This window comes from Pseudomonas sp. MIACH (assembly GCF_001269925.1).
Classification (GTDB): domain Bacteria; phylum Pseudomonadota; class Gammaproteobacteria; order Pseudomonadales; family Pseudomonadaceae; genus Aquipseudomonas.
Window position 1 is genome coordinate 539,844 of the sequence record NZ_LHVO01000002.1, and the last position, 26,021, is coordinate 565,864.

26 protein-coding genes and 1 riboswitch are annotated in these 26,021 nt (G+C 61.4%); of the genes, 10 read left to right on the plus strand and 16 right to left on the minus strand.

Translation table 11 applies throughout. From position 1 onward, the window contains the following. Positions 1 to 16 precede the first annotated feature (16 nt). On the minus strand, positions 17 to 931 hold the full coding sequence (locus tag AD670_RS02530) for a LysR substrate-binding domain-containing protein (RefSeq protein ID WP_053128036.1): 915 nt from the start codon (positions 929 to 931) through the stop codon (positions 17 to 19). Between the two features lie 144 nt (positions 932 to 1,075). Here AD670_RS02530 and AD670_RS02535 point away from each other — a divergent pair, with 144 nt between their 5' ends. Then, positions 1,076 to 1,693 carry a hemolysin III family protein gene (locus AD670_RS02535; RefSeq protein ID WP_032884097.1) on the plus strand — a complete coding sequence of 206 codons (618 nt, stop codon included), beginning with the start codon at positions 1,076 to 1,078 and terminating at the stop codon, positions 1,691 to 1,693. A gap of 20 nt (positions 1,694 to 1,713) precedes the next feature. Here AD670_RS02535 and AD670_RS02540 read toward each other — a convergent pair whose 3' ends face one another. After that, positions 1,714 to 2,616, minus strand: a complete 903-nt coding sequence (locus AD670_RS02540; RefSeq protein ID WP_053128038.1) for a LysR family transcriptional regulator — start codon at positions 2,614 to 2,616, stop codon at positions 1,714 to 1,716. A 107-nt stretch (positions 2,617 to 2,723) separates the two neighbouring features. Here AD670_RS02540 and AD670_RS02545 point away from each other — a divergent pair, with 107 nt between their 5' ends. The 3 genes from AD670_RS02545 to AD670_RS02555 are packed head-to-tail and all read left to right on the plus strand — an operon-like array spanning position 2,724 to position 5,260. After that, complete coding sequence (locus AD670_RS02545) at positions 2,724 to 3,971, plus strand: D-amino acid dehydrogenase (RefSeq protein ID WP_053128040.1); 1,248 nt, start codon at positions 2,724 to 2,726, stop codon at positions 3,969 to 3,971. Positions 3,972 to 3,981: 10 nt separating this feature from the next. After that, on the plus strand, positions 3,982 to 4,332 hold the full coding sequence (locus AD670_RS02550; protein WP_053128042.1) for a RidA family protein: 351 nt from the start codon (positions 3,982 to 3,984) through the stop codon (positions 4,330 to 4,332). A 25-nt stretch (positions 4,333 to 4,357) separates the two neighbouring features. After that, positions 4,358 to 5,260 carry a transporter substrate-binding domain-containing protein gene (locus tag AD670_RS02555; protein ID WP_053128044.1) on the plus strand — a complete coding sequence of 301 codons (903 nt, stop codon included), beginning with the start codon at positions 4,358 to 4,360 and terminating at the stop codon, positions 5,258 to 5,260. 15 nt (positions 5,261 to 5,275) lie between these two features. On the opposite strand, the gene AD670_RS02560 is transcribed toward AD670_RS02555, so the two are convergent. Next, positions 5,276 to 5,995 carry a 16S rRNA (uracil(1498)-N(3))-methyltransferase gene (locus AD670_RS02560; protein ID WP_053128046.1) on the minus strand — a complete coding sequence of 240 codons (720 nt, stop codon included), beginning with the start codon at positions 5,993 to 5,995 and terminating at the stop codon, positions 5,276 to 5,278. Positions 5,996 to 6,031: 36 nt separating this feature from the next. After that, complete coding sequence (locus AD670_RS02565) at positions 6,032 to 7,438, minus strand: adenosylmethionine--8-amino-7-oxononanoate transaminase (RefSeq protein ID WP_053128047.1); 1,407 nt, start codon at positions 7,436 to 7,438, stop codon at positions 6,032 to 6,034. A gap of 272 nt (positions 7,439 to 7,710) precedes the next feature. On the opposite strand from AD670_RS02565, the gene AD670_RS02570 reads away from it, so the two are divergent. Beyond that, complete coding sequence (locus AD670_RS02570; RefSeq protein ID WP_053128048.1) at positions 7,711 to 8,262, plus strand: cytochrome b; 552 nt, start codon at positions 7,711 to 7,713, stop codon at positions 8,260 to 8,262. A gap of 32 nt (positions 8,263 to 8,294) precedes the next feature. Then, positions 8,295 to 8,873 (plus strand): YceI family protein, encoded by a 579-nt coding sequence (locus AD670_RS02575; protein ID WP_053128049.1) that lies wholly within the window; start codon positions 8,295 to 8,297, stop codon positions 8,871 to 8,873. Positions 8,874 to 9,033: 160 nt separating this feature from the next. Here AD670_RS02575 and AD670_RS02580 read toward each other — a convergent pair whose 3' ends face one another. The 5 genes from AD670_RS02580 to ahcY all read right to left on the minus strand — a co-directional run bounded on the left by AD670_RS02580 (position 9,034) and on the right by ahcY (position 15,599). Next, on the minus strand, positions 9,034 to 10,929 hold the full coding sequence (locus AD670_RS02580) for a DEAD/DEAH box helicase (protein ID WP_053128050.1): 1,896 nt from the start codon (positions 10,927 to 10,929) through the stop codon (positions 9,034 to 9,036). Positions 10,930 to 11,150: 221 nt separating this feature from the next. Further along, a complete protein-coding gene (locus AD670_RS02585; protein WP_053128051.1) occupies positions 11,151 to 11,942 on the minus strand; it encodes an ABC transporter substrate-binding protein in 792 nt (263 codons plus the stop codon). A gap of 63 nt (positions 11,943 to 12,005) precedes the next feature. Further along, positions 12,006 to 13,088 (minus strand): hypothetical protein, encoded by a 1,083-nt coding sequence (locus AD670_RS02590; RefSeq protein ID WP_053128053.1) that lies wholly within the window; start codon positions 13,086 to 13,088, stop codon positions 12,006 to 12,008. Positions 13,089 to 13,171: 83 nt separating this feature from the next. Further along, on the minus strand, positions 13,172 to 14,017 hold the full coding sequence (gene metF, locus AD670_RS02595; protein ID WP_053128055.1) for a methylenetetrahydrofolate reductase [NAD(P)H]: 846 nt from the start codon (positions 14,015 to 14,017) through the stop codon (positions 13,172 to 13,174). Positions 14,018 to 14,189: 172 nt separating this feature from the next. Then, the gene (gene ahcY / locus AD670_RS02600) at positions 14,190 to 15,599 is read right to left on the minus strand and encodes an adenosylhomocysteinase (protein ID WP_053128057.1); all 1,410 of its coding nucleotides are present in this window, start codon (positions 15,597 to 15,599) and stop codon (positions 14,190 to 14,192) included. A 21-nt stretch (positions 15,600 to 15,620) separates the two neighbouring features. Continuing rightward, positions 15,621 to 15,727: riboswitch (S-adenosyl-L-homocysteine riboswitch) on the minus strand. A 199-nt stretch (positions 15,728 to 15,926) separates the two neighbouring features. On the opposite strand from ahcY, the gene AD670_RS02605 reads away from it, so the two are divergent. Both AD670_RS02605 and AD670_RS02610 read left to right on the plus strand, forming a co-directional pair. Next, positions 15,927 to 16,331: an acyl-CoA thioesterase gene (locus tag AD670_RS02605; RefSeq protein WP_027606051.1), complete on the plus strand. Its 405-nt coding sequence runs from the start codon at positions 15,927 to 15,929 to the stop codon at positions 16,329 to 16,331. Between the two features lie 77 nt (positions 16,332 to 16,408). Beyond that, positions 16,409 to 17,296: a formate/nitrite transporter family protein gene (locus AD670_RS02610; protein WP_053128059.1), complete on the plus strand. Its 888-nt coding sequence runs from the start codon at positions 16,409 to 16,411 to the stop codon at positions 17,294 to 17,296. Here the strand turns inward: AD670_RS02610 and AD670_RS02615 are convergent. Continuing rightward, on the minus strand, positions 17,290 to 18,549 hold the full coding sequence (locus tag AD670_RS02615; protein WP_053128061.1) for a sodium:proton antiporter: 1,260 nt from the start codon (positions 18,547 to 18,549) through the stop codon (positions 17,290 to 17,292). The two genes, AD670_RS02610 and AD670_RS02615, sit on opposite strands and share 7 nt — an antisense overlap. A 193-nt stretch (positions 18,550 to 18,742) precedes the next feature. Between AD670_RS02615 and AD670_RS02620 the strand changes: the two genes are divergently transcribed. Beyond that, the gene (locus AD670_RS02620; protein WP_053128063.1) at positions 18,743 to 19,129 is read left to right on the plus strand and encodes an MAPEG family protein; all 387 of its coding nucleotides are present in this window, start codon (positions 18,743 to 18,745) and stop codon (positions 19,127 to 19,129) included. A 128-nt stretch (positions 19,130 to 19,257) separates the two neighbouring features. On the opposite strand, the gene AD670_RS02625 is transcribed toward AD670_RS02620, so the two are convergent. Beyond that, positions 19,258 to 20,442 (minus strand): murein transglycosylase A, encoded by a 1,185-nt coding sequence (locus AD670_RS02625; RefSeq protein WP_053128065.1) that lies wholly within the window; start codon positions 20,440 to 20,442, stop codon positions 19,258 to 19,260. 128 nt (positions 20,443 to 20,570) lie between these two features. Here AD670_RS02625 and AD670_RS02630 point away from each other — a divergent pair, with 128 nt between their 5' ends. Further along, positions 20,571 to 21,020 (plus strand): cytochrome c, encoded by a 450-nt coding sequence (locus AD670_RS02630; protein ID WP_053128067.1) that lies wholly within the window; start codon positions 20,571 to 20,573, stop codon positions 21,018 to 21,020. A 6-nt stretch (positions 21,021 to 21,026) separates the two neighbouring features. Here the strand turns inward: AD670_RS02630 and AD670_RS02635 are convergent, their stop codons facing one another. The 5 genes from AD670_RS02635 to AD670_RS02655 form a co-directional block, all read right to left on the minus strand. Beyond that, a complete protein-coding gene (locus AD670_RS02635) occupies positions 21,027 to 21,422 on the minus strand; it encodes a DUF1090 domain-containing protein (RefSeq protein WP_053128069.1) in 396 nt (131 codons plus the stop codon). Between the two features lie 66 nt (positions 21,423 to 21,488). Further along, positions 21,489 to 23,153 carry an NAD-dependent DNA ligase LigB gene (ligB, locus tag AD670_RS02640; protein WP_053128071.1) on the minus strand — a complete coding sequence of 555 codons (1,665 nt, stop codon included), beginning with the start codon at positions 23,151 to 23,153 and terminating at the stop codon, positions 21,489 to 21,491. A 95-nt stretch (positions 23,154 to 23,248) separates the two neighbouring features. Next, positions 23,249 to 23,599, minus strand: a complete 351-nt coding sequence (locus tag AD670_RS02645) for a hypothetical protein (protein WP_053128073.1) — start codon at positions 23,597 to 23,599, stop codon at positions 23,249 to 23,251. Between the two features lie 213 nt (positions 23,600 to 23,812). Then, positions 23,813 to 25,003 (minus strand): methionine adenosyltransferase, encoded by a 1,191-nt coding sequence (metK, locus tag AD670_RS02650; protein ID WP_053128075.1) that lies wholly within the window; start codon positions 25,001 to 25,003, stop codon positions 23,813 to 23,815. Between the two features lie 19 nt (positions 25,004 to 25,022). Further along, a complete protein-coding gene (locus AD670_RS02655; protein WP_053128077.1) occupies positions 25,023 to 26,018 on the minus strand; it encodes a metalloregulator ArsR/SmtB family transcription factor in 996 nt (331 codons plus the stop codon). Positions 26,019 to 26,021: the final 3 nt, after the last annotated feature.

Genomic DNA, 26,021 nt, shown 5'->3' on the forward strand with positions numbered 1-26,021 from the left:
GCCTCCGATAGCGGTCTCAGGCCTGCCGATTGGCGTACATCCGACACTCCGCCAGCAACGCCAGTAAATTCGGATCACGCTCCTTAGCCTTCAGAAACACCACCCCGATATGCTGCTGCAACCGATACCTGGGTTGCAGCGGTATCAGCTTCACGCGGTTCTCGTACACCGCCGCAATCCGCCCCGGCAGCAACGCATAACCCACCCCCGAACTGACCATGCTCAGCAGTGTGAAGATGTCATTCACCTGCATCGCTACCTTGGGTTCGAACCCCGCCTGCTTGAACACACGGTTGCCATCCTGATGGGTGGCGAAGCCTTGGGTGAGGGTGATGAAGGTGGCATCGCGCACGTCGGCCAGGTCGATTTGCTGGTCGCGGTCGAAGGGGGAGTCGGCCGGGGTGGCGAGGAAGATGTCGTCGGAGAACAGCGCAATCTGTTCGCAGTCGGGGTCGTTGGCGTGTTCGTCGAGGGAGATCAGGATGGCGTCGACTTCCATGTTCTTGAGCTTGTACAGCAGGTCGAAATTGGAGCCGAGGATCAGGTCGATATTGAGTTCACTGCGCCTGATTTTCAGGCCCATGATCAGTTGCGGCACGGTCTTGACCGTCAGCGAATACAACGAGCCGAGCTTGAAGCGTTCGGCGGAGAACCCGGCGGCTTCGCGGGTCAGGCGTACGCTATCGACCACATCGGCGATCAGTTTCTGCGCGCGTTCTTCGAGGACATAGGCGCTTTCCAGCGGGGTGAGATTGCGGCCCTCGTGTTTGAACAGCGGGCAGCGCAGGGCATTTTCCAGCGAGTGGATGGCGCGGTGCACGCTGACATTGCTGGTTTGCAGTTCGGCGGCGGCACGCGCCAGGTTGCCGGTGCGCATGAATGCCAGGAAGATTTCCAGCTTTTTGAGGGTGAATTCTTCGTCGATCAGCATGGCCGTGGGCTCTTGTTCGAATGCGTCCGATTGTGCCCGCAAAACCGTGCGGCGTCCTCGGAACGTCACAAGACACTTGCACTCTTATGCGCAAGGCTGGACGCTTGCCAGCCAGTTCCAGCGGCTACAGGAGGTCAGTGACAGATGTATCACGGGGAACGATTCAACGCCTGGAGCCATTTGCTCGGTGCAGTCGCGGCGTGTATTGGCGCCGTGTGGATGTTGGTGGTGGCGAGCCTGGATGGCAGCCCCTGGAAGATCGTCAGCGTGGCGATTTATGGCTTTACGCTGATGGTGCTGTACAGCGCGTCGACCGTGTACCACAGCGTCCAGGGACGGCGAAAAGAGATCATGCAGAAGGTCGATCACTTTTCGATCTACCTGTTGATCGCCGGCAGCTACACGCCGTTTTGCCTGGTGACGCTGAGAGGCCCGTGGGGGTGGACGTTGTTCGGCATCGTGTGGGGGCTGGCGGTGATCGGCATCCTGCAAGAGATCAAGCCGCGCTCCGAGGCGCGCATCCTGTCCATCGTGATCTACGCGGTGATGGGCTGGATCGTGCTGGTGGCGGTCAAGCCGCTGATTGCCGCGCTGGGGACGGCTGGATTTACCTGGCTGGCGGCGGGCGGGGTGCTGTACACCGTCGGCATCATCTTCTTTGCCCTGGAGGATCGCCTGCGGCATTCCCATGGGATCTGGCATTTATTTGTGATCGGCGGGAGCCTGCTGCACTTTGTGGCGATCATGCATTACGTGCTTTGAATGTGGGAGGGACGTTGTCCTTAGAGGCGCTCCAATAACTCGCCTGCTCGCTTGCCCAGGATCTCCAGCAGATTGGCCAGCATATGCGGCGGCGGTTCATCGGCGCGGGTCAGGGCGTACAGGGTGATCGGCAGCGGCGGTGTGAGGGTACGGATGCAGGTGGTGGCCGTTGAGGCGCCCAACGCCGTGAACGGATCGATGACCGTCAGGCCGGCGCCGGATTCCACCATGGCTCGGGCCAGGGAATAGGTCTGGACCGAGATCGTCACGCGGGGCGGTGGGTCGACATGTTCCAGGTAGCTGTCGAGTTTCGCCGCCAGCGGGTCGGCGCTGGACAGGCCAATCAACGGCGCACCCGCCAGGTCTGCCAGTGGCAGGGCCTGATGCAGTTCCGCCTCTGGCCAGTAGTTTTTCGACGCCAATGCGACCAGCACACCGTTGGCCAGCACCTGTGTGGTCAAGCCTGGATGGCCGGAGAAGTTGAGGGTCAGTGCCAGGTCGATCTCGCGCATCAACAGCTTGTGCACCAGCTCGCGGCTATGGTCGCTGGACAGCTCGCAGGCGATGTCCGGGTAGTCGCGCGTCCATTCCAGAATCGCCGGTGGCAGCAGCGACAGCGCCAATGCCGGGATCGCACCAATCCGCACGCTTTGCCCTGGGGCGCGGCGCAAGCTCTTGGCCAGGCGCCGCACGCCTTGCAGGCTCTCGGTAACTTTCTCGACCTCGCTTTCCAGCGCCAGGGCTTCCGGGGTGGGCTGCAATTTGCCGCGCACCCGCAGGAACAGCGGAAAGCCCAGTTGCAGTTCGGCATGCTGCAACACCTTGGTCACCGCCGGTTGCGACACATGCAGCAACTGCGCAGCGGCGCTGACGGAGCCGGTCTGGCGAATGGCCTGGAAGATTTCGATATGACGCAAGCGCATGGCAAGTCCATAACCTTTGTTTATAGGTGGCCCATCTTTATTCATTGTCGGTGGCCTGTCACCTGCGCCTACGCTTGAGCCTACTTATTCAAGGGCTGGAGGTTGGAATGGCCGGGCAGGTTTGCATCATTGGCGGTGGGGTTATCGGCCTGGCGAGCGCGTATGCGCTGGTGCGTGCCGGCCATGAAGTGACGGTGATCGATGCGCGCGACACCCTGGGCAGCGAAACCAGTTTTGCCAATGGCGGGCAGTTGTCTTACCGCTACGTCGCTCCGCTGGCTGATGCGGGCGTGCCGCTGCAGGCGATTGGCTGGTTGCTGCGCGGTGACTCGCCACTGAAGCTGCGCCCGCGTTTGGACCCCCAGCAATGGCGCTGGATGGCTGCCTTTATCAGTGCCTGCCGTGGCTCGGTGAACACGCGCAACGCCGCTCACTTGCTGCGCCTGGCAAGCCTGAGCCAAACCACCTTGCAGCAATGGCGGGTCTACGATTGCCTGGACGCGTTCAACTGGCGGCGTAATGGCAAGCTGGTGACCTTTCGCACTGCCGACACCTTTGAGCGTGCGCGCAGTAAGGTCACCGACATCCTGCAACAACAGGTGCTGTCGGCGCTGGATTGTGCGCGCCTGGAGCCGGCGTTGGCAGAGGCGGCGGAAGGGTTTGTCGGGGGTATCTACACGCCGAATGAGGAAGTGGCGGACTGTCATGCCTTTTGCCAACGGCTGGCCGCGCGGCTCAGGGCGTCGGGGCGCTGCAGCTTTTTGCTGGGGCGCAAGGTCAGCGGTATCCGTCACGCCGACGGTGCCGTGCAGGCCATCGAGCTGGGTGACGAGGTGATGCCGGTGGAGCAGTTGGTACTCGCGGCCGGCCATCGCAGCGCCGAGTTGGCATTGCCCGGTGTGTCACTGCCACTGTATCCACTCAAGGGTTATAGCCTCAGCGTGCCGATTGGCGCGCAACACCAGGCGCCGAATGTGAGCATCACCGACTACGACCGCAAGATTGTCTACGCGCGTATTGGCGAGCAACTGCGGGTGGCGGCGATGGTGGATATCGTCGGCTTTGACGCCAGTCTTGAGCCCAAGCGCCTGGCGCTGATGAAGCGTCAGGCAGTCGAGACATTTCCTATGGCCGGTGACTATGCCCATGCCGTGGAGTGGGCGGGTATGCGTCCCGCCACCCCGACTGGGGTGCCGCTGATTGGTGCCAGCGTCTATCGCAACCTGTGGTTGAACCTGGGCCATGGCGCCCTCGGTTTTACCCTCGCGTGTGGCAGCGGCCAATTGCTGGCCGAACTGATCGGCCACCAGACCCCTTCCATTGATATGCAGGGCCTCGCGCCCCGCGCCGCATAAGGATGCCTCCATGACCCTCAATCGAATCAGCAGCAACGACCGACTGTCCGGCGCCGTGACCTTCAAGGATCTGGTATTTCTCTCCGGCCAGGTACCCGGCGACGGCCAGGATGTGGCGACGCAAACCCACGAAGTGCTGGCCAAGATCGATGCGCTGCTGGCCCAGGCCGGCAGTGACAAGGATCATCTGCTGAATGCGACCATTTACTTGAAAGACATCGGCAGCGGTTTCGCACCGATGAATGAAGTGTGGGCCGCCTGGCTATCGCCCGGTATGGCGCCGACACGCACCACCCTGCAGGCGGAACTGGCGCGGCCGAGTGTGCTGGTGGAAATCAGCGTGATTGCGGCACGTAAATAACGTTAAAGACCAACGGAGAATAACAATGAAAAAAGTCCTGTTGACCGGCTGCACCCTGGGCCTTTTGCTGGGGGCACACGCCCATGCCAATCAGGCACCGCTGGAGGGTACGCTGGGCAAGATCGCCAACGCCAAGTCCATCACCCTGGGCTACCGTGATGCGTCGGTGCCGTTTTCCTACGTGGGGGATCACAGCGGCAAGCCGATGGGCTATTCGGTGGACCTGTCCGGCAAGATCGTCGAGCGTATCCAGCAGAAGATCGGCGTGGCCAACCTGAATGTGAAGTACAACCTGGTGACCTCTCAAACCCGTATCCCGCTGGTGCAGAACGGCACCGTCGACCTGGAATGTGGTTCCACCGGGGTGACCGCCGAGCGGCAGAAGCAGGTGGCATTTTCCTACGGGTTTATTTACGTGAAAGGCCAGTTGCTGACCGCTAAAGACAGTGGCATCAAGGGTTTCGCCGACCTGTCGGGCAAGAACGTGGTGACCACCGCCGGCACCACCAACGAGCGTTTTCTCAAGCGTTACAACGCTGAGCACAAAAGCAATATGTTCGTGATCAGCGCCAAGGATCACGGCGAGGCGTTCAAGATGCTGGAGACGGGGCGCGCGGCGGCGTTCTACATGGACGATGCGCTGCTCTACGGCGAACGTGCCAAGGCCAAGGACCCACACCATTGGGTAGTGGTCGGCGAGGAACAGTCGCGGGAGATCTACAGCTGCATGGTGCGCAAGGATGATCCGCAGTTTCTTGCGGTGGTCAACGAGACCCTGGGCGACTTGTACCGCTCGGGGGAGATCAACGGGATTTACCAGCGCTGGTTTGAACAGCCGATCCCGCCCAAGGGCTTGAACCTGGAATTCCCGATGACCAGTGAGTTGAAGGCGATCATTGCCAAGCCGGTGAGCGATCCGGTGGATTGATCACCCCTCCCACATTTAGAAGTCGCCCCAGAGTTGTTGGGCAACCGCCAACGCGACGACCGGCGCAGTTTCGGTGCGCAATACGCGCGGGCCGAGGCGGGCGGCGTGGAAGCCAGCGCCTTGGGCCACTTCGACTTCCCCATCCGTTAATCCACCCTCAGGCCCGATCAGAAACGCCAGGCTCGCAGGCTTGGCATGGCTGACCATCGGCTCTGCCACCGGGTGCAGCACCAGCTTCAGGTCGGCCTCGACCTGCTTCAACCAGTCCGCCAGCAGCAACGGCGGGTGAATCACCGGCACCGTCGAACGCCCGCACTGCTCGCAGGCGCTGATCGCCACCTGGCGCCAGTGCAGCAGGCGTTTGTCGGCGCGTTCGTCTTTCAGGCGCACTTCGCAGCGGTCGCTGAAGATCGGCGTGATGGCGTTGACGCCCAGTTCGGTGGCTTTCTGAATCGCCCAATCCATGCGCTCGCCCCGGGACAGGCCCTGGCCGAGGTGGATGTGCAGCGGCGATTCGGTCTGGCCGGCGAAGCTTTCCGTCAGTTGCACGGTGACGCGTTTTTTACCGACTTCCAGCAGGCTGCCCAGGAACTCCTGGCCGGAACCATCGAACAATTGCACGGCATCGCCTTCGCCCATGCGCAGTACGCGGCTGATGTAGTGCGCCTGGGCTTCGGGCAATTCGTGGTCGCCGAGGCTCAGCGGGGTGTCGGTGAAAAAGCGGGACAGTCTCATTTCTGCTCTCTGGAAAAGGTGTAGGTGTGCCGGCAATCAACCCGGATCGCGGAAGCCGGGGTGGAAGTCCTTCGGCACCGCCACGCTGACTTTGCTGTTGGTGGCGATGTCGATGCCTTCGCTGGCCACTTCGGCGAGGAAATCAATCTGCTCCGGCGTGATCACATACGGCGGCAGGAAATACACCACGCTGCCCAACGGCCGCAACAGCGCGCCGCGTTCCAGGGCGTGTTCGAACACCTTCAGGCCACGGCGTTCCTGCCACGGGTAAGCGGTCTTGGTGGCCTTGTCCTGGACCATCTCGATGGCCAGCACCATGCCGGTCTGGCGTACTTCCGAGACATGCGGATGGTCGACCAGATGCGCGGTTGCCGTGGCCATGCGCTGGGCCAGGGCCTTGTTGTTTTCGATGACGTTGTCTTCTTCGAAAATATCCAGGGTCGCCAGGGCCGCCGCGCATGCCAGCGGGTTGCCGGTGTAGCTGTGGGAGTGCAGGAAGGCGCGCAGGGTCGGGTAGTCGTCGTAGAACGCGTCGTAGACGTCGTCGGTGGTGACCACGGCGGCCAACGGCAGGTAGCCGCCAGTCAGGGCCTTGGACAAGCATAGGAAGTCCGGGCGGATGCCGGCCTGTTCACAGGCGAACATGGTCCCGGTGCGTCCGAAACCCACGGCGATTTCATCGTGGATCAGGTGCACGCCATAGCGGTCGCAGGCTTCGCGCAGCAGCTTGAGGTACACCGGGTGGTACATGCGCATGCCGCCGGCGCCCTGGATCAGCGGCTCGACGATCACGGCGGCGACGCTGTCGTGGTGCTCGGCCAGGGTCTGTTCCATGGCCAGGAACATCGTGCGCGAGTGTTCTTCCCAGCTCATGCCCTCGGGGCGCAGGTAGCAATCCGGGCTCGGCACCTTGAGGGTGTCCAGCAGCAGCGCCTTGTAGGTCTCGGTAAACAGCGGCACGTCGCCCACCGACATCGCGGCGATGGTTTCGCCGTGGTAGCTGTTGGTCAGGGTCACGAAGCGCTTTTTATTCGGCAGGCCACGGTTGAGCCAATAGTGAAAGCTCATCTTCAGCGCGACTTCGATGCACGACGAACCGTTATCGGCATAGAAGCAGCGGGTCAGGCCCTCGGGGGTCATCTTTACCAGGCGCTCGGACAGCTCGATCACCGGCTGGTGGCTGAAACCGGCGAGAATCACGTGTTCCAACTGGTCGACCTGGTCCTTGATGCGCTGGTTGATGCGCGGGTTGGCGTGACCGAATACGTTAACCCACCAGGAACTGACGGCGTCGAGGTAGCGCTTGCCTTCGAAGTCTTCCAGCCAGACGCCTTCGCCGCGCTTGATCGGGATCAGCGGCAGTTGCTGGTGGTCTTTCATCTGGGTGCAGGGATGCCACAGCACCGCGAGGTCGCGTTGCATCCACTGGTTGTTCAAGCCCATCGGTGATCTCCTCGAAGCGGTCCTGCGGCTGGCGCAGGCGAAACAATCGCGCAAGCCTATGCAATGGCGGCCCGTGTCACAACCCATTGTGGGTAATTGGCAGTAAACGCAGGACGGACTGTCACGTTTCTTAGGAATAGTCCTTAATCCGTCGTTAACTTACTGTGCATAGGCTCCAGATCGTATTTCTCGATATTTCAAAGCAAAATTTTCCGCTTTAATTCGATAGGTAAATCGCTAGTCTTGGGCGCAGCTCTTACGGGATTAAGTACATGCAGCTACGTAACTCTCCAGCCCGGTATGGCTGGGTCAGTATGATTTTGCACTGGGGCGTGGCCCTGGTGGTATTCGGCCTGTTTGCCCTGGGCTTGTGGATGGTGGGTCTGGACTACTACAGCGCCTGGCGCAAAGAAGCACCGGACCTGCACAAGAGCATTGGCATCACGCTGTTCGCCATCATGCTGGTACGTATTGTCTGGCGCTTGATCAGCCCGCCGCCTCCGCCGCTGGCCAGTTACAGCCGCTTGACTCGCATCGGTGCCGCGTTCGGCCACGCGTTCCTTTATCTCGGGCTGTTTGCCGTGATGATCGCCGGTTACCTGATTTCCACCGCAGACGGTGTCGGTATCCCGGTGTTTGGCCTGTTTGAAATTCCTGCCGTGGTTTCCGGTCTACCGGACCAGGCAGACACCGCTGGCGTGGTGCATCTGTACCTCGCCTGGGTGTTGGTGGTCTTCGCCGGCTTGCACGGCGTGGCTGCGTTGAAACACCACTTTATCGATCGTGATGCGACCCTCACGCGAATGCTGGGGCGCAAAGCCTGATGTTCAACCTCGACTCACAAGGAATAGAAAGCATGTTGAAAAAGACCCTCGCCGCTCTGGCAATCGGTACAGCGCTGCTGTCTGCAGGTCAGGTGATGGCTGCTGACTACAAGATTGACAAGGAAGGCCAGCACGCCTTCATCGACTGGAAAATCAGCCACCTGGGCTACAGCTACATCCACGGTACCTTCAAGGACTGGGATGGTACGTTCAGCTGGGATGCCGCCAAGCCTGAGGCCAGCAAAATCGCAGTCGACGTGAAAACCGCCAGCCTGTGGTCCAACCACGCTGAACGTGACAAGCACATCGCCAGCAAGGATTTCCTCGACGTTGCCAAGTTCGCGGACGCCAAGTTCGTGTCCACCGCGGTTAAATCCACCGGCGAAAAAACTGCTGACGTGACGGGCGACCTGACCTTCCACGGCGTGACCAAGCCTGTGACCTTCAAGGCCACGTTCAACGGTGAAGGCAAGGATCCATGGGGCGGCGAACGTGCTGGCTTCAACGCCAAGACCACGCTGGACCTGAACGACTTCGGCATCAAAGGCCCAGGCCCGAGTTCCCAGACTGTCGACCTGGACATCTCGCTGGAAGGCGTGAAAGCGAAGTAATGCTCCGCAGGTAGGAGCGAGCTTGCTCGCGAAAAACGTAGAGACACCGCGTTTATTCAGGCTGCCAGCGTTATCGTTGACGACCTTCGCGAGCAAGAACTAGGCGTCCCCCTCGCTCCTACAGGCAAAAAAAACCCGTATCTCGCGATACGGGTTTTTTTTATGCTTCGCGGTTGCGGGTCAGCAGCGCTGGTTTTTCACCACGAGGACGGCCTGGCAGTTGATCCAACTGCTCAGGTGTCGGGAAGCGATCAGCCTTCGACTCCTTGTGGATGATCTTTGGCGCCGGGCCACCGCGCGGGTTCTGCACGGCAGGCTCGGACAAACGCGGCTGGTCGTCACGGGCCGGGCGGCGGTTGTTGCTGCGCGAGTCTTCGCGACGCGCCTGGCCGTCACGCGGTGCGCCGTTACGCGGGCCGCTGCGCTTGGCCGGCGGGGTGCCGGTAGTGCCGCCGCTGCTGTTGCGCGGGCCGTTCTGACGACCGCCCTGAGGCTGGCCACCACGTGGAGCACCAGTGCCGGCAGCTGCGCCCGGCGCCGGAGCACCTGGACGACGGCCACGGCCTTGGGCCGGTTTGGCCTGGGGCACGTAGTCAACGCGGTTACCGAAGTTATCCACGTCGTCGTCGAGGAACTCGTCCGGGGCACGGTCAGCAGCGCGGGGCGGCTGGCTCGGCTGGCGCTGTTCGCGGGCCGGGGTGCCTTCGCGGGGCTTCTGCTCGCGGGCCGGGCGTTCGCCACGGCCGTTGGTTGGCGCTTTTTCCTTGCCGCCTTTGTCTTTGCCTTTGTCGCGACGACCACCGCCACCACCGCCACCGTTCGGGCCATCGCCCTTCGGACCGCGTGGGTTGCGCGGGTTGCGCACGTCCGGACGCTCGCGCACTTCAGGCTTCTCGGCCTCGACGGCGCTGGCATCGAAGCCCATCAGGTCGCCATCGGCGATTTTCTGCTTGGTCATGCGTTCGATGCTTTTCAGCAGTTTTTCTTCGTCCGGTGCAACCAGGGAAATGGCTTCACCCGAGCGACCGGCACGGCCAGTACGGCCGATACGGTGCACATAGTCTTCGTCGACGTTTGGCAGCTCGAAGTTGACCACGTGTGGCAATTGGTCGATATCCAGGCCGCGTGCGGCGATATCGGTGGCGACCAGGATGCGCACTTCACCGGCCTTGAAGTCGGCCAGGGCTTTGGTGCGGGCGTTCTGGCTCTTGTTGCCGTGGATGGCGACGGCGGTGAGGCCGTGCTTGTCCAAGTACTCGGCCAGGCGGTTGGCGCCGTGCTTGGTGCGGGTGAACACCAGCACCTGTTCCCAGGCGCCGGCGGTGATCAGGTGCGCCAGCAATGAACGCTTGTGGCTGGCGGCCAGGCGGAATACGCGTTGCTCGATACGCTCGACCGTGGTGTTCGGCGGCGTGACTTCGATGCGCTCCGGGTTATGCAGCAGCTTGCCGGCCAGGGCAGTGATGTCCTGGGAGAACGTTGCCGAGAACAGCAGGTTCTGACGTTTGGCCGGCAGGCGGGCGAGGACCTTTTTCACGTCATGGACAAAGCCCATGTCGAGCATGCGGTCGGCTTCGTCCAGCACGAGGATTTCCACGTGGGACAAATCGACGCTGCCTTGGCCGCACAGGTCGAGCAATCGACCAGGGCAGGCGACCAGCACGTCAACACCACGGGACATGGCCTGAACCTGTGGGTTCATGCCGACGCCGCCGAAGATGCAGGCGCTGACGAACTTCAGGTCGCGGGCGTACAGCTTGAAGCTGTCATGCACCTGGGCGGCGAGTTCGCGGGTAGGGGTCAGGACCAGTACGCGCGGTTGGCGCGGGCCGTGACGCTGGGATTTGTCCGGGTGACCGTTGGGGAACAACCGCTCCAGAATCGGGAGGGCGAAGCCGCCGGTTTTACCAGTACCTGTCTGAGCCGCGACCATCAGGTCGCGACCTTGCAACACGGCGGGGATAGCCCGCTGTTGCACCGGAGTAGGCTCGGTATAGCCCGCTGCCTCGATGGCGCGGACTAAAGCCTCGGAGAGACCGAGGGAAGCAAAGGACATGAGTAATCCTGTTTTAGTTAGGGCTTGGCCCAAAGGGATAATCTTGCCGGGCGTGAATGGCGCTTAGGGGAGCGCAATCCCGTCCGGTCCTGCTGCGTCTGGCGGGCACTCCACCGGCTCGCGCGGGCTGAAAGCTGCGCAGTAGCGGGGTTGGGTGCCTTTTTCAGGACCTCAGCGGCCGGGCGTAAGCCTGGCGGAAAGGCCGGAGTATAACAGAGCAATCACGGCGCGCCGCTTTCCTGCTGCTCAACGGTGTGTCCGGATGCTGTTTTGGCTTGGATTCCACCATATTTGGCGCTTAGAGCGGCGTAGGCCGGTTCCTGTTTGAAGCGCTTGAGTTCGGCGGCAAAGCGTTGTACCAGCAGGTCCATCCCCGCGCCACGGCGTACGGCGAGGTACTGCTGTTGACGGCTGACCACTACGGGGGCCTGGCTGACCTTGCCCTCCAGGCCCAGCGCCTTGATCACATGCTGGCCGACCCGGCGGTCGGTGATCACCAGGTCGATGCGCCCCAGCAGCAATTTGCCGAAGTTAGCCTCATGGCTGGGAGCCGGTTCGCGGTTAAACGCATCGGAGTCACTGAAGGGCGCGCCGTACAGGTAGCCTGGTGACGTGCCGACAGTCAGGCCACCAAGGCCGTCAAGGCTTTGGACCGGGTGAGGGCGCTCGTTGGCGTAGAACATCACGAACTCTACTTCCGACAACGGTTCGCTGGGGTACAGCAGCAGGGCGTCGCGGTCGTGACTGTGGAAAATATCCAGTGCGCCATCGGCATTGCCCTGGTCAAGCATGGCCAGGCAGCGCTTCCAGGGCAGGAACTGCCACTGCACATCGACCCCCAGGCGCTGGAACACGATCACCGTGGTTTCGTAATCCAGCCCTTGCATGGCGCCGTGTTCCTCATACACATACGGCGCCCAGGGCTCGGTGACAATGCGCAATTTCTCGCCATAAGCGGCCAGGCTCAAGCAAGTGAAAAGCGCAGCGGTCAACAGCTTCAGAATGACGGGCATACCCTGAGGTTACGATGCCCGTGCGCTAAAGAGAAGCTCTGGCACGCGCGCCCTAGGGCGGCGCTACTTTGTCGGTGAGGTCATCAGGTGTTCATAGATGGCGGCACGACGCTCGCCAAGAATCAGGCGTACCACGGGGTTTGCAAACCAATGTTCGAGCTGGTGCGCGTCGACTGGGCTGTTTTGTCGCTCTTGCTGGTTTTGCAGGGCTTTGTCCCACCAAACCGGGCCACAGGCCTGGTCGAATTCATTTTCGTGCTCGTAGCAGCCGTAGAGGATTTCACGGATGAACTGCTGCTTGCGTTTGGGCAAGGCCAGGGTGATCAGCTTGTACATCAAGCGCTGCAGGCGCGGCGGGCGCGGCAGGTGGGCCGAGACCTTGCGGGTGTCGGCCAAGGCCAGGGCGCAGATGGGGTCTGTGGCGTGCTTGTTGATCCATGCCTTGACCTTGGCGCGGAACAGCTGTTTACGGCTCCAGTAGTGGTGGATCAGGTCCGGGCACTGGCGCACGTTGAGCGTGCGGTACGCGGCCACCGACAGGCAGAACTCTTCCAGGGTGTAGGCGCCTTGGGCCATCGGGAACAGTTCGTCCATCAACTCGATCGAGCGATCAAGGATGTGCGCGTCCTGACGGGTCAGGCCCATGACGCCCGAGTTGAGCAGCCACATGTCGTCGTCGGCAATGCCTTTGTCGGCAAGGTGCTTGGCCAGGGCTTCATACAACACGCTTTCGCGGTTATCGCCGTACTTGGCGTGGAACGCATTGCACAGCACCGTGCCGGGCGCGACGCGTTCGAACAGCGCCATGGGTGAGTCGTGGAAAAAGGTGTCGGTGTCGATCAGCAGCGCTCGCTCTGCCGTTTCCAGGACCTGGCGTAACAGCACATGTTTGGTGCGGAAATGGTAGCCGTGGGGCTCGCTCCAGCGTTGGCGCGTGGCGTTGTCCAGTGTATGGACCTGCACCGGCAAGTCACGGTAGGGGGCCGGGTTGTCGCTGAACACCTGGATATCCAACGGCATGTTCTGAGGGCCACCGAGGTGGGCCAGGGCGCTGGCGATGCTGAATACGGCTTCCTGATGGTAGGTCTCGGCGCCGAAGACCAGGTAAACCAGCTGCGGGCGGGGAGTCGGGGACGCTGTATTCATTTACTGCAGGCTTCCTTTCCGGGGATATGTAGACGAAAAAAGCCCCCGTGATAACGAGGGCTGGGTACAGCGATTAAACCGACCTAGCGTGGCAGTTTAAGGTTGTTCCAGATCGCGAGGCTCGGTTCAGCCTGGTTAAGGGTATAGAAGTGCAAGCCTGGCGCGCCACCTTGCAACAATTCTTCACACATGTTGCTGATGACCTGTTCGCCGAACGCCTGGATGCTCTTGACGTCGTCGCCATAGGCTTCCAGTTGCTTGCGCACCCAGCGTGGGATCTCGGCACCGCAGGCGTCGGAGAAACGCGCCAGCTTGCTGTAGTTGGTGATCGGCATGATGCCCGGCACGATCGGGATGTTCACACCCATGGCGCGTACACGCTCGACGAAGTAGAAATAGCTGTCGGCGTTGAAGAAGTACTGGGTGATCGCGCTGTTGGCGCCGGCATTGGCCTTGCGCACGAAATTCTGCACATCGTCTTCGAAATTGCGTGCCTGGGGGTGCATCTCCGGGTAAGCCGCCACTTCGATATGGAAGTGGTCGCCGCTTTCTTCACGGATAAAGCTCACCAGGTCATTGGCGTAGCGCAGCTCACCACTGGCCATGCCCATGCCGGACGGCAAGTCGCCACGCAGGGCAACGATGCGCTTGATGCCGGCGGCTTTGTATTGGGTCAGCAGGCTGCGCAGGTCGGCCTTGCTGTCGCCCACGCACGACAAATGCGGAGCGGCGGGAATTTTGACTTCGCTTTCAAGCTGCAACACGGTGTTGATCGTACGATCACGGGTCGAGCCGCCTGCGCCGTAGGTGCAGGAGAAGAAGTCGGGGTTGTAGCTGGCCAACTGCTTGGCAGTCGCCATCAGTTTTTCATGCCCAGCATCGGTCTTGGTGGGGAAGAACTCGAAGCTGTAGCGACGGTCTTGGGACATGGTCATACCCTTTGAAACTCAGAAGCCGACTGTGCAACCCATCTGCACTGTAGGAGCGGGCTTGCTCGCGAAGAACGTCAACGATAACGCGTAGAAACAGGATGTACGCGGTGTCCTTGAGTTTTTCGCGAGCAAGCTCGCTCCTACAGGTAGAGCAGGTTGGGCTGATTACTTAGTAGCGGTAAGCGTGCGGCTTGAACGGACCTTCGACGGTCACGCCGATGTAGTCGGCCTGGGTCTTGGTCAGCTGAGTTACCACGCCACCGAAGCCGCGGACCATTTCCAGGGCCACTTCTTCGTCGAGTTTCTTCGGCAGTACTTCCACGGTCAGGCGCTCGGCTTTCTGGGCCGGCGACAGGTCGGCGTATTTCTGGCCGAACAGGAAGATCTGGGCCAGTACCTGGTTGGCGAACGAGCCGTCCATGATGCGGCTTGGGTGGCCGGTGGCGTTGCCCAGGTTAACCAGGCGGCCTTCGGCCAGCAGGATCAGGTAGTCGTCGTTCTGTGGATCGAAAGCGCCAGCGCCGGTACGGTGAACCTTGTGTACCTGTGGCTTCACTTCTTCCCATGCCCAGTTCTTGCGCATGAAAGCGGTGTCGATCTCGTTGTCGAAGTGACCGATGTTGCACACCACGGCGCGCTTTTTCAAGGCCTTGAGCATGTTGGCATCGCAGACGTTGACGTTACCGGTGGTGGTCACGATCAGGTCGATCTTGCCCAGCAGGGCCTTGTCGATGCTTGCTTCGGTGCCGTCATTGACGCCATCGATGAACGGCGAAACCACTTCGAAACCGTCCATGCAGGCTTGCATGGCGCAGATCGGGTCGACTTCGGAGACTTTAACGATCATGCCTTCCTGGCGCAGGGACTGGGACGAACCCTTGCCCACGTCGCCGTAGCCGATCACCAGGGCTTGCTTGCCCGACAGCAGGTGGTCGGTGCCGCGCTTGATGGCATCGTTCAGGCTATGACGGCAGCCGTACTTGTTGTCGTTCTTGCTCTTGGTCACCGAGTCGTTGACGTTGATGGCCGGGATTTTCAGCTCGCCCTTGGCCAGCATGTCCAGCAGGCGGTGCACGCCGGTGGTGGTTTCTTCGGTCACGCCGTGGACGCGGTCGAGGATCTGCGGGTACTTCTTGTGCAGCAGCTCGGTCAGGTCGCCGCCGTCATCGAGGATCATGTTGGCATCCCAAGGCGCGCCATCTTTGAGGATGGTTTGCTCCAGGCACCACTCGTACTCTTCTTCGGTCTCGCCTTTCCAGGCGAATACCGGGATACCGGCAGCGGCGATGGCGGCAGCGGCCTGGTCTTGAGTCGAGAAGATGTTGCAGGACGACCAACGCACTTCGGCACCCAGGGCAACCAGGGTTTCGATCAGCACGGCAGTCTGGATGGTCATGTGGATGCAGCCGAGGATCTTCGCGCCCTTGAGCGGTTGCTCAGCGGCATACTTGCGACGCAGGCCCATCAGGGCTGGCATTTCGGATTCGGCGATAAAGGTTTCGCGACGGCCCCAGGCGGCGAGGGACATGTCGGCGACTTTGTAGTCGTTGAAATCTGCAGGCGTAATTACAGCGCTCATGAAGAGCCTCCATTCGTAGTGTGCGAATGGGCGCCGTTGTGCGTTTAGTATCAGGCCAGGGCAACCAGGCCGGACAACGCCCCATCCGAGCCTGACAGGTTGAACCTGCTGCAGCGCCCCTCGGACAGGTGGCGGGAGAAACGGTATCAACTGAAGATGACCGTTTTGAAGCGGGGGCGATTATAGCCGTGTACGCGGCACTTCCCAAGCCTTTCTGTCGCCAGCATGCAGATCGCTCATGGGGTTGATAGGCAATGGCGCATAGAGCTTGGGGGCAGGCTCTGCCATGATGTTGCCCATCATTTGGCAAGACGCTTTGGAGTGACCATGAACTTCCACACCCGCAAATGGGTAAAACCTGAAGACCTCAACCCCAACGGCACCCTGTTCGGCGGCAGCCTGCTGCGCTGGATCGACGAAGAAGCAGCCATCTACGCCATCGTCCAACTGGGCAACCAGCGCGTGGTGACCAAGTACATCTCCGAAATCAACTTTGTCAGCGCCTCGCGCCAGGGCGATATCATCGAGCTGGGCATCACCGCCACCGAGTTCGGCCGCACCTCCATCACCCTCACCTGTGAAGTGCGTAACAAGATCACCCGCAAAAGCATCCTGACTGTAGAGAAAATGGTCTTCGTCAACCTTGGCGAAGACGGTTTGCCTGCGCCCCACGGCCGTACAGAGATCAAGTACGTCAAGGATCAGTTCCAGGACGACGGCATCAGCGAGTAAACCTGCTCGGGGCCAGTGAACGCTCTTGATCAACCATAGGTCGTACCTGAACATCGCCCCCCCGTTCAGGTATCACCATGGCTACGCAAGAAGATGGCAAGACCCCCAACCTGTCCCAGGAAGAGCAGCAGGACGTCGACAAGAACCAGCCGCCCCGCGCGGCAGTGCTGCATGAAATTATCCGCACACAGGGCGACCAGGAGCTGGAGCGCAGTGTCGCCGCGTTGTGGTGGTCGGCATTGGCAGCCGGGTTGACCATGGGCCTGTCGCTGATGGCCATGGGGTTGCTCAATTCACGCCTGCCGGACGGCGAAGCCTTCAAGGTGATCGCCAGCTTCGGCTATTGCGCAGGCTTTCTCGCGGTGATCCTCGCACGCCAGCAACTGTTTACCGAAAACACCCTGACCGCCGTGCTGCCGGTAATGAGCAAGCCGACCCTGGCCAATGCCGGGCGCCTGTTACGCCTGTGGTCGGTGGTGCTGGTGGGTAACCTCTGCGGCACCCTGCTGGTGGCGTACGTGATGCTGCACCTGCCGATCTTCGACACCAAGACCGACATGGCCTTCCTGGAAATCGGGCGCAAGATCATGGAAAACGACGCCGGCCAGATGTTCGCCAAAGGCATCGTCTCCGGCTGGATGATCGCCACCATGGTGTGGATGATCCCATCGATGGAAAGCGCCAAGATGTGGATCATCATTTTGATCACCTACCTGATGGCCCTGGGGGACTTCACCCATATCGTGGTGGGTTCGGCGGAAGTGTCGTACCTGGTGTTTGCCGGCGAGTTGCCGTGGAAGGATTTCTGGCTGGTGTTTGCCGGCCCCACACTGGCCGGCAACATCATCGGTGGCAGCTTCATCTTTGCGTTGATCAGCCATGCGCAGATTCGCAGCGAGGGTAGCTTGCCGGGCAAGAACGCTGCGGACCCGAGGCATCCGCAGCGGATCAACAAGGATCAGTGAACGTCAGGTGTGGCCTGGGGTTCGCCCTGGGTCACGCGCTTGACCAGCTTGCCGATGCTCAGGCCCTGCAACAGGATCGACGACAACACCACAATGTAGGTGATGCTCAGTAGCAGATCGCGCTCGGGGCCCAGTGGCAGGGCTAGCGCCAGTGCCACCGAAACCCCGCCGCGCAAGCCGCCCCAGGTGAGGATGCGGATGGTGCCGCGTGGCACCGTGCGCCAGCGGCGCAGCAACAGGATCGCCGGGGCCACGGTCAGCAGGCGCGACAGCAGGATCGCCACCGCCAGCAAACTGGCTGCGAACACGTGCAGCCAGTTGAACGGCAACAGCAGCAGCTCCATGCCGATCAGCGCAAACAGCAGCGCGTTGAGCATGTCATCGAGCAGTTCCCAGAAGCCGTCCAGGTAGCGCCGGGTCATGTCGTTCATCGCCAGCTTGCGCCCCAGGTTGCCGATGATCAGCCCGGCCACCACCATCGCGATCGGCGCGGAGACGTGCAGTTCGGTGGCCATCGCTGACCCGCCGATCACCAGGGCGAGGGTCAGCATCACTTCGATCTGGTGCTGTTCGATGCTCTTGATCATCAGGTACACCAGATAGCCGATCAACCCGCCGAAGACCACGCCGCCAATGGCTTCATGGGCGAACAGCATGGCCGTGGCCCCCACGGTAGGCGTCTCGCCCAACTGCGCGATGCCCAGCAATACGGTAAACACCACCACCGCCGTGCCGTCGTTGAACAGGCTCTCGCCCACAATCGTAGTCTTCAGCGGTTTCGACGCGTTGGCGGTTCGCAGTACGCCCAGCACTGCAATGGGGTCGGTGGGCGAGATCAGTGCGCCGAACAACAGGCAGTAAAGGAAGCTCACGTGCCAGCCAAACAGGGCGAAGATGTAATACGCCAGGCTGCCGATCACCACGGTGGCGATCAACACACCGAAGGTTGCCAGCAGGCCGATGGGCCAGCGGTAGCTGCGCAGGTCGTTCAAGTTGACGTGCAAGGCGCCGGCGAACAGCAGGAACGACAGCATCCAGTTCATCAGCAGGTCGCCGAAGTCGATCTGGCCGATCAGTTGCTGGATACGTTCCTCCAGGCCTGGGTAGCCGAGCAGGCTCAGGCCTTGCAGGATCAGGGAAAACAGCAGGGCCGTGACCATCACGCCGATGGTGGGCGGCAGGCCGATAAAACGGAAGTTCACATAGGTGAGCAGGGTGGTGAGGCAAATGAAGGCGGCGACAAGTTCAAGCATCCGGGGTCCTTGGAAGGTGGGGGGTGGAGTGTGAATGGGGGATGGACCGCAGCAGCGGCGTGAGGTTGCAAGGCCTTGGGCGAAAGTGCGGTAGAACCTTTCGGTGCTGCGCGGCTCATAGCGGGTAGGTGCGATATGGGTTTTTTAGTGCTAGAACTCTAATCGCTGCATAAAACTACAAAAGGAGTGAATGATGACGGCTGCTTTCTGGTGTGTGTTGATCGCGATTTTTCTGCCTTACCTGTGCACGGGGGTGGCCAAGTTCAGTGGCGGCAAGTTCGGGCCACGGCAGAACCACGACCCAAGGGCTTTCCTGGAAACCCTCGATGGGGTCGCCCGGCGCGCCCATAACGCACAACTCAACAGCTTTGAAGTCACCCCAGCCTTCGCGGCGGCGGTGATTGTCGCCCATTTGGCCGGTACGGCCGAACTGGTGACCATCAATGTGCTGGCCGTGCTGTTTATCACCAGCCGCCTGCTGTACATCATCTGCTACCTGGCCGACTGGGCGATCTTGCGCTCGCTGGTGTGGGCGGTGGGCATGGCGTTGATTGCGAGCTTCTTCTTCGTCTCGATCTGAACCGGTTTCCGTAGGAGCGAGCTTGCTCGCGAAGAACCATCAGACGACGCGGGCTGCCAGAAAGCGCTGCGTTATCGTTGACGTTTTTCGCGAGCAAGCTCGCTCCTACGGTGTGTTTTCGGCGAGTGTCAGGTTCCGGTGGGTGCATCCGGCAGCTGCGGCAACGCCGCGCCCTTGGGCCATAGCATCCAGATTTGCCCTTGCTGCTTCATATTTCCCGCCAACTCTCCTGCTGCATCACCCGTGCCCCAGAACAGGTCCGCGCGTACTTCACCGGTGATTGCACCGCCGGTGTCCTGCGCAGCGACCGGGCGTGCCAATGGCGAGCCGTCGGGTTTGGTGGTCGACAGCCACAACAGGCTGCCCAGCGGAATCACCTTGCGATCCACCGCCACGCTGTAGCCGGCGGTCAAGGGCACGTTCAGCGAGCCGCGTGGACCCTCATTGCTGTCGGGGCGAGCGCTGAAGAATACGTAGCTGGGGTTGCTCGCCAGCAGTTCCGGGATGCGCTCGGGATGCGCCTTGGCCCAAGCGCTGATGGCGCCCATGGTCACGTCTTCCTTCTTCAGTTCGCCTTGCTCCACCAGCCAACGGCCGATAGGGCGATAGGGGTAGCCGTTCTGGTCGCCGTAACCCACGCGCAGCTGGCGCCCGTCCTTGAGTTGAATGCGGCCCGAGCCCTGGATCTGCAGAAATTGCAGGTCCATCGGGTTGGTCAGCCAGGCAATCGGCTTGGCGGTGGAGCCTTGGCCGTTGATCGCGCTGGCATCGTCATAGGGCTTGAGCACACGGCCTTCAAGGCGACCGCGCAGGCGCTTGCCCTTGAGTTCCGGGTAGATGCTTTCCAGATTGACGATGATCAGGTCGTCCGGCACGCCATACACCGGAACATGGGCGGTGGCGGTCTTGGTCAGGCTGCCGGGGTAGACCGGTTCGTAGTAACCGGTGATCAAGCCGTTGGGGGTGTTGTCGGCCGAACGCAGGCCGAACACATCCAGGCGCTCCTTGAGAAAACCGCGCACCGCCACGGCATCGGCGGGCACGCTGCCCGCTGCGGCACAGGTCGCGCCCCATACAGGGTCTGCCTTGAGGCGTTGGCAGGCGCTGCGCCAGGATTCAAAACCGGCCAGCAAGTCGCTGTCGGAGACGCTCGGCAAAGCCTCCCAAGGGGCACTCACGTAGGTGGCCACGGCGTGAGGTTTTACGCTTTCATCTTTGCTGGCGTCTTTGCCAGCATCGCAGCCGGCCAGCAGTGCGATCATCGGCAGGGCCCACGCCAGGCGGGGGCTCCAGTGTTTCAAAGTGAGATTCATGCGCGCGATTCCTGAAGCGATTGCCTGCGCCGTAGCGCCGTTGGGCAACCCTTATTATTAATAGGGCTATTGGTCTTTGCGGGCGGGGCGAGGATACTGGCCGCCGTTTCCCGTGACCCTGAGCCACCATGACTTTTAAAAAAATGACGCTTGTACTGTTGGCCTGCCTGGCACTGTCCGCCTGCGGCGGCGTCGATCCGAATTCGCCCCTGGGCCAGCGCAAGGCGATCTTCAAGCAGATGCTCAAGACCGGCGAAGACCTGGGCGGCATGCTGCGCGGGCGCATTGCATTTGACGGTGCGAAATTCGCCGAAGGCGCGGTCAAGCTCGATGCGCTGTCCCATGAACCATGGAAACACTTTCCGAGTGTGCGCGAAGAGGATCACACCAGCGCCAAGGACGATGTGTGGCAAAAACAGGCGCAGTTCCAGCAACTGGCCCGTGACCTGGAAGCGGCCACCGGTGAATTGGTGATTGCCAGTCAGGTGCAGCCCTACAAGGCCAGCAACCTTACCCCTGCCGTACAGAAAGTCGAAGATGCCTGCAGTGCCTGCCATAAGCAGTTTCGCGATCACTGACCGGTTTTACTGGTCGAGTTCTTCCACGGCGTCCTGCAGTTCCTTGCGTGACTCGGCGAGCTTGTCCTTACGCTTGTTGATCTTGTCCGCGTCGCCCTTTTTCATCGCCTTGTCGAGGTCGGCCTGACGACGGCTGACGTCGTGCTTGGCATCGAGCACCTTGTTTTCGCGCTCCTTTCTCAAGGAGGCATCAGTGCAGTTGGCGGTGACTTCGCTCAGGGCTTTTTCCAGGCCGGCTTGCTGGTCGCTGTTGCCGTGGGCCTTGGCTTGTTCGATCTGGGTGCTGATGGCTTGGCGCTTGGCAGCGCAGCCGGTGAGGGCGGGGGCTTCTTCGGCGGCCAGCACTGGCGTGGCCATGAAGCTTGCGACGGTCAGCAAGGCAAGAGGGGCTAGAAATTTCATGTGGAACTCCAGGGTCGCAAATAGCAGGGTGAATTCTGCTGTGATTTGAAGGTGGTCGGGACGGGTTCAAAACCCGTCTATTCCGGCCACGCGTAATGTGTCAGCCAAGGTCTGTACATGTGGGTCGCGAAAAAAAGCGCTCAGTTGCGCTGCGCGACCCGGGCCTATGCCATCGATGGCCAGCCAGGCCTGTGTGTCTCTGGCGACCAGCGTCTGCCAGTTGCCCGCCAGGTCTGCGCGTGCCGCAGGCGGTACACCCAAGGCCTTGAGCCATTGTGCAAAGGGTCGCTGCCGAGCGCTGTGAAGGCTGTCGAGCAGCCGCGTACGGCTGCGCTCACCGAAGCCATCAATGTTAGCAAGCTCTGCCGCATCCAGGGTCAACCAATCGAGAAAGCCTGCGATTAGACCGGCTTCGATCAATACGTTCCACGTCTCGCGGCCTATGTGCGGCAATGCCAGGCCCTGGTTGCCGCTCAGCCAGGTAAGGCGTGCGAGTAACTGTTCTTCGCAGCCGGGGTCCAGTTGCCAGCAACTCAAAGCGTGAAAGTCCCGAGGGTCCGGCACCGACAGGTCGACCCTCGTGGTGTTGCGCAGGATCACTTGGTCCAGCCGAGGGATCACTTGGCCCGCCAGGCTGATGGACACCTGGTCGCCCGGTCGAATATCCAGGGCTTGCCAGCGCCTCAAGGAGCCGACGCTTACCCGGCTGATCCGGCGGTCGTCCAGGCTTACCGGCTCCAGCTCCAGAATGGGGGTGATGCGTCCGGTGCGGCCGATCTTGAACTGCACCTTGCGTACCACAGCCAGGGCGTTGGCCGTGGGGTACTTCCAGGCGACAGCCCAGTAAGGCGCACTGACCTGCCAGCGCTCGGCCGGTGCACGTAATGCCTGGTGCAACACCACCCCGTCGCTGGCGAACGGCAGGGGATGGTTGTACCAGTAGGTACGCCAGTGCACGGCTTCGGCGATGTTCTGCACGGGCTGGCTAAAGCGCTGGCTGTCGGTGAACCCCCAGCGAGCCAGGGTGGTCAGGCGTTCGGTAAAAGTCGCGGGGCCGTCCGGCCAGGCCCAGACAAAAAAGCCGATGCCAGCGGCGTCAGAGTCGCTCAACTGTCGGCGATTCATCAGCCCCGCCACCTTGCTGCGCGCGTTGAACCCACCACGTGCCGATTGCACATGTTCGTCGAGGCGCCAATAGAGTTCGCCCTGCAGCACCAGATCGATGGGCTCGGGCAGTTGCTGGACAATGGCGGGGATCTTGCGCGCGGAGGTTGACCAGTCCTGGCCGAGGGCGCCATCGCCACGGCTGATCACCTGTTTCAACTGACCCTGCCGATACACTAGGGTCACCGCCACGCCGTCGACCTTTGGTTGAATCCACACATCCTGTCGTGTGTCCAGCCAGGCGCCGACGGCCTGTTCACCCAGCAGTTTTTCCAGGCCTGTATGGGCGACCGGGTGCGCCAAGGTGCCTCTGGCGCTGGCCAATGGGTGATCAGGTTCGAGGGCGGGTTGGGAGAAACATTGGCGCCAATGGGTCAGGCGCTGGCGGGCCTGATCGTAGAGTTCGTCGCTGACGGGGGATTGGCCGAGTCGGTGGTAGCTGTCATCCCACAAGCGGACCTGTTCGGCCAGGGGAGCGATCTGGGTTCGGGCCTCATCGGGGCAGTCCTCCGCCCAGGTCCAACCGGATAGCGCGGCAAGTAGACAAACAATCAGTAAGCGCATCATGAGCATCCTTGCTCGGAGTGGGCGCCCAGCCTAAAGGATCCACTCAGGCACAAAAAAGCCCCGACGCTACGGGGCTTTTTACCGGGTGTTTCGGCTTACTTGAACAGGCCGCCCAGTGCTTTTACGGCATCAGGCTTATCGGCCTTGGCTTCCTGGGTTTGCTGCTTGGCGTCGGCTTTGGCCTGGGCTTGTGCGAGCTTGTCACAGCCTTTGTTGATCTGCTCTTGCGCGGCTTTGAAGGCCTTCACTTTCAAGGTGTCTTTGCTGGCTTCGGCGGCATCGATCTTGGTTTGCAGGTCGGCGGATTGCTTTTGGCAATCGCCGGCATTACCGCCACCCAACTGGGAGGTCAGAGCGCCACTCAATGCGCTCAGGTCAGCGGCGTGGGCCGGCAGGGCGAACAGGCTAAGCAGAAGGGCGGCAGGGGCGAGTGTGGAGATGCGCATGAAAAACCTCAATGTTCGATTGCCTGCGCACTTATGAATCCCGGGCTGGCGCAGGGCAATATCCAAATAAGGTGAAGGCCCGAGAGGGCGCGGATTCTAGAGGGCCATTATTTCGCCTGCAAGCATTGGATCCAAAAAATGTGAAGGGCCTCCCGCAGGGCATAAAAAAGCCCCGCCGGGCAAACCCGGCGAGGCTTTATGTACCGTGAGCGATTACAGGCCGGCGGCAGTGCGCAGGTCGTTGGCGCGGTCGGTTTTTTCCCAGGTAAACGTGGTGAAGGTGTCGTCGCCGACAGTCTTCTGCGCAGGGGTGCGACCGAAGTGGCCGTAGGCTGCGGTTTCCTGGTACATCGGGTGCAGCAGGTCGAGCATGGTGGTGATCGCGTAAGGGCGCAGGTCGAAGATCTCACGCACCAGCTTGACGATCTTGTCATCGCTGATCTTGCCGGTGCCGAAGGTATTCAGCGAGATCGACGTCGGCTGGGCCACGCCGATGGCGTAGGAAACCTGAATCTCGCAACGCTCGGCCAGGCCGGCAGCGACGATGTTCTTGGCCACGTAACGACCGGCGTAGGCGGCGGAGCGGTCAACCTTGGATGGATCCTTGCCGGAGAACGCGCCACCGCCGTGACGGGCCATGCCGCCGTAGCTGTCGACGATGATCTTGCGACCGGTCAGGCCGCAGTCACCTACCGGGCCACCAATGATGAACTGGCCGGTCGGGTTGATGTGGAACTGGGTGTCCTTGCTCAGCAGTTCGGCCGGCAGCACGTGCTTGACGATCAGCTCCATCACGCCTTCGCGCAGGTCAGCGTAGGAAACGTCCGGGTTGTGCTGGGTCGACAGTACAACGGCGTCGATACCGACCACTTTTCCGCCTTCGTAGCGGCAGGTCACCTGGGACTTGGCATCCGGGCGCAGCCAAGGCAGCAGGCCGGATTTACGCGCTTCGGCCTGACGCTGCACCAGCTGGTGCGAGAAGGTGATCGGTGCCGGCATCAGCACCTCGGTTTCGTTGCTGGCGTAGCCGAACATCAGGCCTTGGTCGCCGGCGCCCTGGTCTTCCGGCTTGGCACGGTCGACGCCCTGGTTGATGTCGGGCGACTGCTTGCCGATGATGTTCATCACGCCGCAAGTCGCGCCGTCGAAGCCGACGTCGGAGCTGTTGTAGCCAATGTCGGTGATCACGTCACGAACGATCTGCTCGAGGTCGACCCAGGCCGTGGTGGTCACTTCGCCAGCGATGATCGCTACACCGGTTTTCACCAGAGTCTCGCACGCCACACGGGCGAACTTGTCTTCAGCAATGATGGCGTCCAGCACCGCATCAGAAATCTGGTCGGCGATTTTGTCCGGATGCCCTTCAGACACGGACTCGGAGGTGAAAAGGGAGTATTCGCTCATCTCGATGTTTTCCTGATATTTACCGATGGTGAGTGTCGCCAGTCGGTCGCTGAAAGTGGCGGACCTGGATCTGGAAACCATTACGTAAACCTACATAGAGGCTTTCCCCGGGAACGAGTCCCGCAGCGGTGGCCCAACGGGCCAGATCGTCCTGTTCAAAACCCAACCAGAGATCACCGCAGGCCTCCCTGGCCCAATTCTGGTTGTGGCTGCATAAATCCGTAACCAACAGGCTACCGCCGGGGTGCAGCAGCCCGGCCATTTGCTTGAGGGCGTCGGCGGGGGCTGCGAAATGGTGCAAGACCATGTTCAGCACCACGCAGTCGGCCTTGATCGTTGTACGGGTGAGGGCGTCAGCCAACTGCAGGCTGACATTGCCCAACGCCTCGCGCTCGCAGAGCTGGCGCGCCAGTTCGAGCATCGCCGGGCTATTGTCCAGCGCCGTGACTTGCTGAAAGCGGCGTGCCAGTTCCGGCAGGAAACCGCCATCCCCAGGCCCGACCTCCAGTGCCGTGGCCTCTTTACTGAAGCTCAGCTTGTCCAGCAACGCCAGCACGCTGTCGCGGTATTGGGCCAAGCCTGCGATCAGGTCCTGCTGGGCGCGAAATTTCTCGGCAACCCGTGCGAAAAAATCCTGGCTCGCAGCGGCACGTTGCCCGTGCACCTGGCCGATGCGTGACTGCACGTCGTGGGGCAGGCTCAGGCTATCCACTTCTTCAAGCAGGGCAGCGTGCAACTTGCCGCCGAGCAAGTCGGTGTGGGGCAGGGCGCGGCGGTAGAAAATCGCATTGCCTTCGCGGCGGGTGGCGACCAGGTCGGCCTGGGACAGCACCTTCAGATGGTGGCTCATGCCGGACTGGCCGATGGCGAAGATCTGTGCCAGTTCCAGCACGCCGAATGAATCGTTGGTCAGTGCGCGCAATACGTTCAGGCGCAACGGGTCGCCAGCGGCCTTGCACAAGGCTGCCAGGTCTTCACCGTCGTCAGGACGCAGGGAGGGCACGGGTAAGTTCATAAG